General features: G+C 20.2%; 1 protein-coding gene. It reads left to right on the forward strand.

Annotated features, from left to right (window positions below; translation table 11 throughout):
- The first annotated feature begins 206 nt into the window (after positions 1–206).
- Positions 207–983, forward strand: coding sequence for a DUF4013 domain-containing protein (locus BGI41_RS08195; RefSeq protein WP_088540210.1), 777 nt, complete (start codon positions 207–209; stop codon positions 981–983).
- Positions 984–1041: the final 58 nt, after the last annotated feature.

Raw genomic sequence — 1041 nt, forward strand, 5'->3', positions numbered from 1 at the left:
TTAATTTTTATATAGTATACGAATTTTAAATATTTTTTAATATTTTTTGCTTTAATTTAAAATTTTTTTTATTTTTTATTATATTTTTATTTAATTTTTAAAAAGGTATTTATATAATAATGGAACATATTTTTTATTATAGTAATATTATAGATTTTCTATGTCTATATAAACTATATTTTAATTAATTTAATTATGGTGTTAAAATGGCAAGTTTAACTCAAACTTTTAAAGAAGGATTTGATTATGCTAAACAAGACTATAGATTGTATTTAATTATTGGAGTTTTTGTAGTACTTGTAAATTTAACTTCTGTTTTAATTCAGTTAGGATTTAGAGATGAATCAATAATTGGTGTTGCATCTATAATTTCTATCATATTTTCATTCATATTATTTGGTTATGAAATTAATGTAGTTAAAGAAAATATTGAAGGAACAAATGATTTTCCTGAATTAAATATAACAGATAATTTTATTAGTGGAATTAAATATATTATTTTAGAAATTATTTACTTTATAATTCCAGTAATTATTACAGGTATTATTGCAGCAGTATCTGTTTCAGGAATTATTTCTAAATATCCAAATATAAATTCAATGCAGAATATTCCATCAGATGTATTAGCTAGTTTAGTTGGCCCATTATCAATTGCTGTAATTGTCGGAATAATCTTATTTATTTTATTTGGACTTTTAGCAATGTTTGGTGTATGTAGATTGGCTAAAACTAATAGTTTAAGAGAATGTATTAGTTTTTCAAATTCTTTCAATGAATTAAAAAAAGCAGGAGTTGCACATAGTTTAGGCTGGATTATTTTATTGTTTATTATTTTATTTATATTTTCATTTATAATAGCAATAATCAGTGCTATTCCATTTGTAGGTGTAATAATTAGTAGTCTATTAATATTCCCATTAATGTTATTTGTTGCAAATTCTGCATTAGGAAAATACTATAGATATGAAATTTTAGATGAATAATTTTTTTAAAAAAAGTTATTTTTCTCTATTTTTCTCTATTTTGTTTATTTTTAAAAAT

Origin of the sequence: Methanobrevibacter sp. 87.7, assembly GCF_002208625.1 — an archaeon.
Classification (GTDB): Archaea; Methanobacteriota; Methanobacteria; order Methanobacteriales; family Methanobacteriaceae; genus Methanarmilla.

What these genes read in the sequence shown, in the direction of transcription:
- BGI41_RS08195 (WP_088540210.1), top strand. Translation starts at nt 207, where the DNA reads ATGGCAAGTTTAACTCAAACTTTTAAAGAAGGATTTGATTATGCTAAA.